This is a genomic window from Alteromonas sp. 14N.309.X.WAT.G.H12 (assembly GCF_036697315.1).
In the GTDB taxonomy this organism is placed as follows: domain Bacteria; phylum Pseudomonadota; class Gammaproteobacteria; order Enterobacterales; family Alteromonadaceae; genus Alteromonas.
Window position 1 is genome coordinate 22,410 of the sequence record NZ_JBAHZB010000040.1, and the last position, 9,218, is coordinate 31,627.

Sequence of the window (9,218 nt, forward strand, 5' to 3'; positions counted from 1 at the left end):
CAATTCTATTGCGACAGACTATGGGGTGTGCGATCCTGAAAAACCGGATTTTATTTAGTGATCGAATTGTGCTTGTTGGCTCTCTTAGACAATTGACATTAGGCAGTTTTTTTCTTGCGCTTGTTCCTCTTATTACCCTGCTATGGCAGAGCCAGAGTGATCTTGCCAAAGTAGGAAGAATGACCACAGTGGAAACCCGCTATGTGGTTTCTTTAGTGGGGCACCTGCAGAGCCTCGATGGCGCGGCTATCGATTTGGAACGGACTCTGCGCCAATACGTTATTATTCAAAATGCCACGGTGGCTGATCTCACCGATAACGCAATTGCTCAATTCGCCAGTGCCAAATCAAAATTGTGTAGCACTCTTTCTGTGAGTGAAAACTGCGAGTTGTTGGAAAAGCAAATCGAGCAATTGCGTAACTTTCGAACCATCAACGACAAACTCTTGCTTAATGCTTATTTAGCATCGCTAAGTAATGCGGTGCAAGCCATGCGCTCGGATGTGGAAAATGCCATTCAAGCCCGTTTGGGCGAACAACAAGATGACATGGCAAGCATGCAAGCCAAACAAGCCTGGTCTACCGCCATCTTGGTGAGTATTTCCTTGTTGCTCATCCTGCTTGGCAGCCAACTGATTGTTAATCCGGTAAGAAAAGTAAAGCAAATCATTCAAATACTGGCCCATCAGCGGGGCGAACTACCGCCATTGTCTACCCGCGCCCCACATGAATTAATTGGTGTTGAGCGTGACCTACACTGGCTTGCAGAACGCCTCGAACAACTCGAACACATTCGTACCGCATTGCTGCGCCACGCCGCCCATGAATTAAAAACCCCCCTTGCGAGTATCAAAGAAGGGTGTAGCTTATTATCAGAAAATGTGGTTGGGGAACTCAATCCACAGCAAATTGAGGTATTATCGTTATTAACGTCGAGTACCCAGCGTTTAAATACACTGGTTGAAAAGTTACTCGATTATAATTTATTGCTGCAACAGGCTCAGCCGAGCTTTACCGAGGTTGATCCTGAAAAATTGGTACGGGATTGTATTGAAGACTATGCCCTTGCATTGCAAGACCGAGAAGTGTCTGTGGACGTACAAACAGACAGTATCGTCGTAGATGTGGAGCTCTATCGTCGTATTTTAGATAATCTGGTTTCCAATGCAGTGGCCCATGGTGCAATTGGCCGGCCGATTTCAGTAAAAATATACATGCGTGACGACATCGCCATCCTTGATGTGGCCAACCGAGGTAAGAAAATACCCGAAGAGCAAGTCAGCAAATTGTTTGAACCTTTCACCCGGGGAGATGATCCGAGAAACGATAATGTTATCGGTACAGGGTTAGGGTTATCCATTGTGTCTGATTGTGCGCGGTTAATGCATGGAGAAGTGGCTGTGGTTGAGGTGGAAGGTGCCGACGTGTGTTTTAGAGTGAGTATTCCGCAAAAGGAACGGTATTAATGAGAATAAAAATATTGCTGCCCGTGGTCATTGTAATTAGTGGATGTGCAGCGATAGAACAAGAGGACGATGTATCCGTTCAACCGGTTGAGACGAATGTAAGCCACCAACGTGTAGAAAGCGAATCTGTATGTTTGGTCAATAAAGCATCACAAACGTTTGAACATGCCTGCGATTTATCCTATTGGATAAATATGTGGGTGGAGGCTGCGCATACGCCATGGCCTGAAAGAAAAGACAAAATCGCCACATTGACAGATTCCACAGAGGATACTATCACCAAGGTAATTTTGTCACTACCTGTAGATACACCTTATCAAAGTCGGCTGCGAGCTCAGCATTGGCTAGGAACGCTATCCGCAGTGTTAAACCCCGATATAGCACCGGTTATCGACATTTTGGTGAAAGATCCCAATGGTGAAATGTTGAAACTGGAATCGGCAATGGTGATCTTAAACAGAGTGAACACTGACAAGCAAAAGCAGTTAGAGATGCTAGAACAAGAATTGAAAACCCAAACTGAAAAAATGGAAGAGTTGCTTAAAGTAGAAGCAACGCTGATGGACAAAAACAGGAGTAATCAACCATGAGCGAGTCGTCTGTACAACATGCCCGATTATTGCTGGTGGATGACGATAAAAGCCTGTTGCGATTGCTTACGATTCGTTTGGAAGGTGAAGGGTATTGCGTTACCGCAGTGGAAGACGGACAAGCTGCCTTAAGAAAAATACGCAGTGAAGACTTTGATGTGGTGCTCTCCGATTTAAGAATGCCTGGGCTGGACGGATTAAGCCTATTTGAAGAAATCATGGGGGTAAGAAAAGATATCCCCGTAATTTTAATGACCGCCCATGGCACGATTTCAGATGCAGTCGCCGCCACACAACGGGGCGTGTTTGGCTTCTTACCCAAACCTGTGAACCATGATGAATTAAGAACCCTGTTACAAAAGGCGCTTAGCCAATCTTTAAGCGTGCAGCCAGAAGAATGGTGCAAGGATATCATTACCCGTTCTACGGATATGTCTAATGTGTTGGATCAGGCGTATCGTATTGCACAACGGGAAGTCAGTGTGTTGATTAGCGGTGCCAGTGGTACGGGTAAAGAACTTTTGGCCAATGCCATTCACCGAGCCAGTTCCCGCAAAGATAAGCCCTTTGTGGCCATTAACTGCGGTGCGTTACCGGAAAACTTACTGGAGTCTGAATTATTTGGCCATGCCAAGGGCGCATTTACCGGTGCGGTGCATGCAAATGCCGGATTATTCAGAGAGGCTGACGGCGGTACCTTATTTCTCGATGAAATTGGCGATATGCCAATGACACTACAGGTGAAATTATTGCGCGCACTACAGGAGCGGCAGATCCGTCCCGTCGGTAGCAGTAAACACATTGATATTGATGTGCGTGTTATTTCCGCCACACATAAAGATTTACAAAAAGAAATGGAAGAGGGGACGTTTAGGGAAGATTTGTATTACCGGTTAAACGTCGTCAATCTTCAACTCCCTTCGTTAAAAGAGCGCAGTGAAGATATACCACTGCTTGCCCGTTCGCTACTGCAACAAAGTGGACAGCGACATAAGGTGAATGTGAGCCAGTTTTCTGACGATGCCATGCAATTATTGGTTAAATCAGAATGGCCGGGCAACGTCAGGCAGCTGGTTAACGTGGTAGAACACTGCGTGGCATTAACGCAAACCCCAGTTATTCCCCTTCATTTGGTTGAGCAGGCACTGTCAGCATCTCGTCAAAGCTGGCCAACGTTAACCGAAGCGCGGGATGCCTTTGAACAAAAATACCTGCATAAATTATTGAAAATGACTGACGGTAATGTCACCCGTGCGGCAGAATTAGCGGGAAGAAACCGTACTGATATGCATAAGCTGATGAAAAAACATGAGCTTGATGCCAGTGATTTTCGTTAATCACAACGCCAAAGCCGTATTTGTCATTGGGCTTTAGTCCGCATTTGTTTATACTATGCGACCTTAAATTTAGTCTCAAAATTAGGCATGCCGGTAGGCCATTTGTCATACCTGAACGCTAACACCATTAGGTTCAGGTATTTGTTCAATGCACCGGCGCAACATGTCTAACATACATTATTCAGAGGTCAGGGACCATGCGCACAGATTACTGTGGGAATATCGATTCATCTTATGTTGGCCAGGAAGTAACACTTTGTGGTTGGGTTAACAAACGTCGTGACTTAGGCGGCGTAATCTTCATTGATTTACGTGATCGAGAAGGTCTCGTGCAAGTCGTATTCGATCCTGATTTGCCTGAAGTCCTAGACGTGGCTAATACCTTGCGCAGCGAGTTTTGTGTGCAACTTACCGGTAAAGTTCGCCCCCGTCCTGAAGGGCAGATCAATAAGCAGATGCGTACCGGTGAAATTGAAATTCTTGGTTTGTCCCTTAAGGTGATCAACAAATCAGCGGTATTGCCCCTCGATTGGAATCAGGAAAACTCAGAAGAGCAGCGGTTAAAATATCGCTATTTGGATTTACGTCGTCCAGTTATGACCGAGCGATTAAAATTTCGCGCCCGGGTAACCGGCGCTGTACGCCGTTATTTGGAAGATGTGGGCTTTTTGGATATTGAAACGCCCATCTTAACCAAAGCAACGCCGGAAGGTGCGCGGGATTACCTGGTACCAAGTCGTACCCACAAAGGTGAGTTTTTCGCGCTGCCCCAATCGCCCCAATTGTTTAAGCAATTGTTGATGATGTCAGGCATGGATCGCTACTACCAAATTGTGAAGTGCTTTCGAGATGAAGATTTACGTGCTGACCGTCAGCCGGAATTTACCCAAATTGATATTGAAACCACCTTTTTAGATGCCGATGGCGTCATGGCCATCACTGAAGGCATGATCCGTGATTTATTCGGGAAAATGCTGGATGTGGATTTAGGTGATTTCCCCCGTATGACCTATCAAGAAGCCATGACCCGCTATGGTAGTGATAAACCCGATTTGCGGAATCCACTGGAATTAGTGGATGTGGCTGATTTACTTACCAGTGTTGAATTTAAAGTATTCAGTGGCCCAGCCAACGATCCCAAAGGCCGTGTGGCGGTGATCCGTGTACCAGGCGGTGCAAAGCTATCTCGCAAACAAATTGATGAATACACCAAGTTTGTGGGTATCTATGGTGCCAAAGGTTTGGCATGGATGAAAGTGAACGAAGAAGGTAAAGGCCAAGAAGGCTTACAATCGCCTATCTTGAAATTCCTTTCTGAAGATATTACCGACGCCTTGCTCCAGCGCACAAACGCGCAAGCCGGTGATATTTTATTGTTTGGTGCGGATTCCGCCACCGTGGTAACCGAAGCCATGGGTGCCCTTCGTTTGAAACTGGGTGAAGATTTTGATTTGCTGGAAGGCGATTGGAAACCTTTATGGGTGGTCGACTTCCCCATGTTTGAAGAAGTGGACGGCGCCTTGTATGCACTGCATCATCCGTTTACCTCTCCTCGTGGTGTATCGCCAGAGGAATTAAAAGCGTCTCCTCAAACCGCCTTATCCGATGCCTATGATATGGTGTTAAATGGCGTGGAACTGGGTGGTGGTTCGGTGCGTATTCATGATCAGAAAATGCAATCAGCAGTATTTAGCGTACTGGGTATTGATGAGCAAGAAGCGCAGAACAAATTTGGCTTCTTGTTGGAAGCGTTACAATTTGGTGCGCCTCCCCACGCAGGACTTGCTTTCGGATTGGACAGACTGGTTATGTTGATGACCGGCGCCAGTTCAATTCGTGATGTCATGGCCTTTCCTAAAACCACTACAGCTGCGTGTCCCCTTACCGATGCACCAAGTCCGGCAAATCCCCAAGCCCTTGAAGACTTGGCCATTGCCACTATCAAAAAACCAACCGAATAAATATGGCGTTAAAACGGCCTGAATCGGTTCTGGTGGTGCTCTATGACGAGCACCACCGCGTTTTATTATTGCAGCGCGATGATGATCCTGATTTTTGGCAGTCCGTCACCGGTACCATTGAGGTGGGTGAGGTACCAGCCGAAACCGCCATCCGCGAGGTGGCCGAAGAAACGGGGATCGCATTATCCATGAAGCAGTTGAAAGACTGCCAACATATTAACCGCTATCTTATTCGCAAGCGTTGGTTACATCGTTACCCAGCGGGGACCCGTTTTAACACCGAACATGTGTTTTGTGCCCAAGTGTCTTGTGAACATCCTCTGTTACTAACCGAACATCTTGCCTATAAATGGGAACATAAACCCCAAGCATTAGCACAACTTTGGTCACCATCTAACCGTTTAGCCGTAGAAGCATTTGTACCAAGGAGGAGAACATGATTATACTGGGTATAGATCCAGGTTCTCGTATTACAGGGTACGGTGTGATTGCCAGAAAACAAGGAAAGCTTGTTTATCTTGGCAGCGGATGCATACGTTTAAAAAGTGATGTTTTGGCAGAACGTTTAGCGCAGATTTATGCCGGTGTCAGTGAAGTTATTCGTGAGTTTTCCCCCTCACAATTTGCCATTGAACAGGTATTTATGGCGAAAAACCCCGACTCAGCATTAAAACTGGGCCAGGCTAGAGGGGCGGCAATTGTGGCGGCAACCCAGTCATCCATGACCGTTGCTGAATATTCTGCCAGACAAATTAAACAAGCGGTAGTGGGAAAGGGGAGTGCGGAAAAAACGCAGGTACAACATATGGTAAAACACTTGTTGAAACTGCCTGGTACGCCCCAAGCCGACGCCGCCGATGCCTTAGCCGTTGCATTGTGCCATGCCCATACTCAGCAGAGCCTGATAAACATGGCCGGACAGGTCAGTAAAACCGTGCGTGGTCGGCTTCGTTAGCCACCCGTCTATACAAGGTATTAAATACGTATGATTGGCCGAATTGAAGGGCGCTTGTTAGAAAAACAGCCACCTGAAATACTCATTGATGTGCAAGGTGTGGGGTATGAAATTCACATGCCTATGACCAGTTTTTATCAGTTACCTGCCGTTGGCGAGACGGTGGCTGTGTATACCCATTTTGTGGTGCGCGAAGATGCACAGTTGTTATTTGGCTTTGCCGACAAAATGGAACGGGGATTGTTTAGAGAGTTAATCAAGGCCAATGGGGTGGGTCCTAAACTCGGTCTGGCTATATTGTCAGGCATGTCTGCCGCCCAGTTTCTTAACAGCGTGCAAAATGAAGATATATCTGCTTTGGTGAGTTTACCGGGGATCGGTAAGAAAACCGCCGAGCGCTTAGTGGTTGAACTTAAAGATAGGCTGGCGAAGTTCGGTCAGCAGCAAGCTATCGCCATGCCTTCTGATGTTGGCAATAAACCGATGGATGCCATTGTGCCGTTGAACGATGCCAAAGAAGAAGCGCAAAGTGCTCTTATTGCGTTAGGTTATAAAGCGGTGCAAGCCAATAAACTCATTACCGCGGTATATCAAGATGGTATGGAAAGCGAAAATTTGATCCGCGAAGCATTAAAAGCGGCTATTTAGTGAGTAACTCTTATGATTGAAGCGGATCGTTTAATTGCCCCTGTGGCCACCACTGAAGATGAAGTCATCGACAGAGCCATACGGCCTAAAATGTTATCAGACTATACCGGCCAACCCCATGTGTGCGAACAAATGGAGATCTTTATTCAGGCGGCGAGAAACCGAGACGATGCCTTGGATCACCTGCTTATTTTTGGTCCTCCTGGATTAGGGAAAACCACGCTGGCCAATATCGTTGCCAATGAAATGGGAGTGAATATTAAAACCACCTCTGGTCCGGTTTTAGAAAAAGCCGGAGACTTGGCGGCGCTGCTGACTAATCTGGAAAAAAACGATGTGCTTTTTATTGATGAAATACATCGCTTGAGCCCAGTGGTGGAAGAAATTCTTTATCCTGCCATGGAAGATTATCAATTAGATATCATGATAGGTGAAGGCCCTGCAGCCCGCAGTATCAAACTGGATTTGCCGCCATTTACCTTAGTTGGGGCAACCACCCGGGCGGGTTCATTGACGTCACCCCTTCGGGACCGATTTGGCATTGTGCAGCGTTTGGAATTTTATTCGGTTACTGATCTCACCACGATTATTCAGCGTAGTGCCAATTACTTAAATTTAGAGATGGATTTTGAGGGCGCCAGAGAAATTGCTAAGCGTTCTCGGGGGACTCCCCGTATAGCCAATCGCTTATTACGGCGGGTGCGAGATTATGCCGAAATTAAAGCAAACGGTGAGGTACAAGGGGATATTGCCGCTAAAGCGCTGGATATGCTGGATGTGGATAAAGAAGGCTTTGACTACATGGATAGAAAGTTGCTGACGGCCATTATCGACAAATTTGACGGCGGCCCTGTGGGGTTAGACAATTTGGCGGCAGCCATTGGGGAAGAAAAAGAAACCATTGAAGACGTGATTGAGCCGTTTTTGATTCAGCAGGGTTTTTTACAGCGCACGCCACGAGGCCGTATTGTGTCCCAACGGGCGTATCTGCACTTTGGTTTTGAGCCGACGCCGTAGTGTATTTTCAATCGGGCATAAAAAAGCCCGCTCAAATTGAGCGGGCAAAACAACAAGTGTTGAAGGAAATAAATCCAGGGAACTCATGTCAACCAGGAGAGAACTCATGTGAGTCGTTGATAAAACGTTTCACGCTGTTCGACAGATGGCGCCATTATATACTCACGTTAATGACTGACAATTGAGTTAAATTTTGGTTTTGGATTAGAAAAACTAATTCGTAAATAGTGTGTTAAATTATGCCAAGAGTTCTTTTACTTACCGTATAAATAGCGCATTTCGCCGCTAAAAACTGACCATTTGGATACCCCATTGTTGATCATTAATCTGGATATTAAGAATTATTTTTTTACATTAAAGGTTTTTTCTTAAAATGAAGCACCGTTTTTCTGTTCGGGTTTATTATGAAGACACCGATGCCGGTGGTATTGTCTATTATGCCAATTATCTTAAATTTATGGAGCGAGCCCGAACCGAGTGGTTACGAGAGCTTGGCTATGAACAAGACAGGTTAATGGAACAATCTGTGGCTTTTGTCGTCAAACGGGTTGAAATGAATAATCATGCACCCGCGCGATTCAATCAATTGTTGAGTATTGAATCTCAAATTGTAGAATTAAAGGGTGCGAGTATGACTTTCAGACAAGAAATAAAAGATTTGCAAGACCAGTGTCTGGTTTCTGCAGATATAAAAATTGCATGTGTAGATCCGACGGTAATGAAACCGCGGAAGCTACCCACCACTTTGTTAGGGGATTTATCTAGTGGATTCTGATTTAACGTTTATTGGTCTTTTTCTGCAAGCGAGCTTTGTTGTTCAGCTTATTATGTTGTTATTACTGGGCGTGTCGGTTGCTTCTTGGACCTTTATTTTTCAACGCACCAGAGCGCTAAGTGCGGCTGAAAAAGAAATGCGCCAGTTTGAGGACAAATTTTGGTCTGGGGCTGATCTCAACAAGCTATATCAAGAGCTGTCTGCTAGAAGTGGGTTACGTGGCATGTCCAGTATCTTTTGTTCTGGTTTTAAAGAATTTGTACGTTTGCGTAAAGGCAATACCGCCGTGGAGGGCATTGTTGATGGCACCTATCGTGCTATGCGTGTCTCTATGTCTCGGCAGGTTGAAGAGCTGGAAAGTCGTTTGCCCTTTTTAGCTACCGCAGGATCGATTAGCCCGTATATCGGTTTGTTTGGTACTGTCTGGGGGATTATGAATGCCTTCATTGCGTTGGGTAAAGTACAACAA

At 45.9% G+C, this 9,218-nt stretch carries 10 protein-coding genes; all 10 read left to right on the forward strand.

The annotated features are described in order from the left end of the window. Positions 1–20: 20 nt before the first annotated feature. The gene (locus V5298_RS11735) at positions 21–1,466 is read left to right on the forward strand and encodes a HAMP domain-containing sensor histidine kinase (RefSeq protein ID WP_332931635.1); all 1,446 of its coding nucleotides are present in this window, start codon (positions 21–23) and stop codon (positions 1,464–1,466) included. Beyond that, positions 1,466–2,056 carry a hypothetical protein gene (locus tag V5298_RS11740; protein ID WP_332931636.1) on the forward strand — a complete coding sequence of 197 codons (591 nt, stop codon included), beginning with the start codon at positions 1,466–1,468 and terminating at the stop codon, positions 2,054–2,056. Before V5298_RS11735 ends, V5298_RS11740 begins: the two co-directional genes overlap by 1 nt. Further along, complete coding sequence (locus V5298_RS11745; protein WP_332931637.1) at positions 2,053–3,393, forward strand: sigma 54-interacting transcriptional regulator; 1,341 nt, start codon at positions 2,053–2,055, stop codon at positions 3,391–3,393. Before V5298_RS11740 ends, V5298_RS11745 begins: the two co-directional genes overlap by 4 nt. A 197-nt stretch (positions 3,394–3,590) precedes the next feature. Beyond that, the gene (aspS, locus tag V5298_RS11750; RefSeq protein WP_332931638.1) at positions 3,591–5,354 is read left to right on the forward strand and encodes an aspartate--tRNA ligase; all 1,764 of its coding nucleotides are present in this window, start codon (positions 3,591–3,593) and stop codon (positions 5,352–5,354) included. Positions 5,355–5,356: 2 nt separating this feature from the next. After that, entirely contained in the window at positions 5,357–5,794 is a 438-nt protein-coding gene (gene nudB, locus V5298_RS11755; protein WP_332931639.1) for a dihydroneopterin triphosphate diphosphatase, read from the forward strand. Continuing rightward, complete coding sequence (ruvC, locus tag V5298_RS11760) at positions 5,791–6,309, forward strand: crossover junction endodeoxyribonuclease RuvC (protein ID WP_332931640.1); 519 nt, start codon at positions 5,791–5,793, stop codon at positions 6,307–6,309. The genes nudB and ruvC overlap by 4 nt, the downstream gene beginning before the upstream one ends. A gap of 30 nt (positions 6,310–6,339) precedes the next feature. Continuing rightward, complete coding sequence (gene ruvA, locus V5298_RS11765) at positions 6,340–6,957, forward strand: Holliday junction branch migration protein RuvA (protein WP_332931641.1); 618 nt, start codon at positions 6,340–6,342, stop codon at positions 6,955–6,957. A gap of 12 nt (positions 6,958–6,969) precedes the next feature. Next, positions 6,970–7,974, forward strand: coding sequence for a Holliday junction branch migration DNA helicase RuvB (gene ruvB, locus V5298_RS11770; protein ID WP_332931642.1), 1,005 nt, complete (start codon positions 6,970–6,972; stop codon positions 7,972–7,974). 373 nt (positions 7,975–8,347) lie between these two features. After that, positions 8,348–8,749: a tol-pal system-associated acyl-CoA thioesterase gene (gene ybgC / locus V5298_RS11775; RefSeq protein WP_332931643.1), complete on the forward strand. Its 402-nt coding sequence runs from the start codon at positions 8,348–8,350 to the stop codon at positions 8,747–8,749. Continuing rightward, positions 8,739–9,218, forward strand: a 480-nt coding sequence (locus tag V5298_RS11780) for a MotA/TolQ/ExbB proton channel family protein (RefSeq protein WP_332931644.1), incomplete at its 3' end; no start/stop codon positions are given. The genes ybgC and V5298_RS11780, both read left to right, overlap by 11 nt.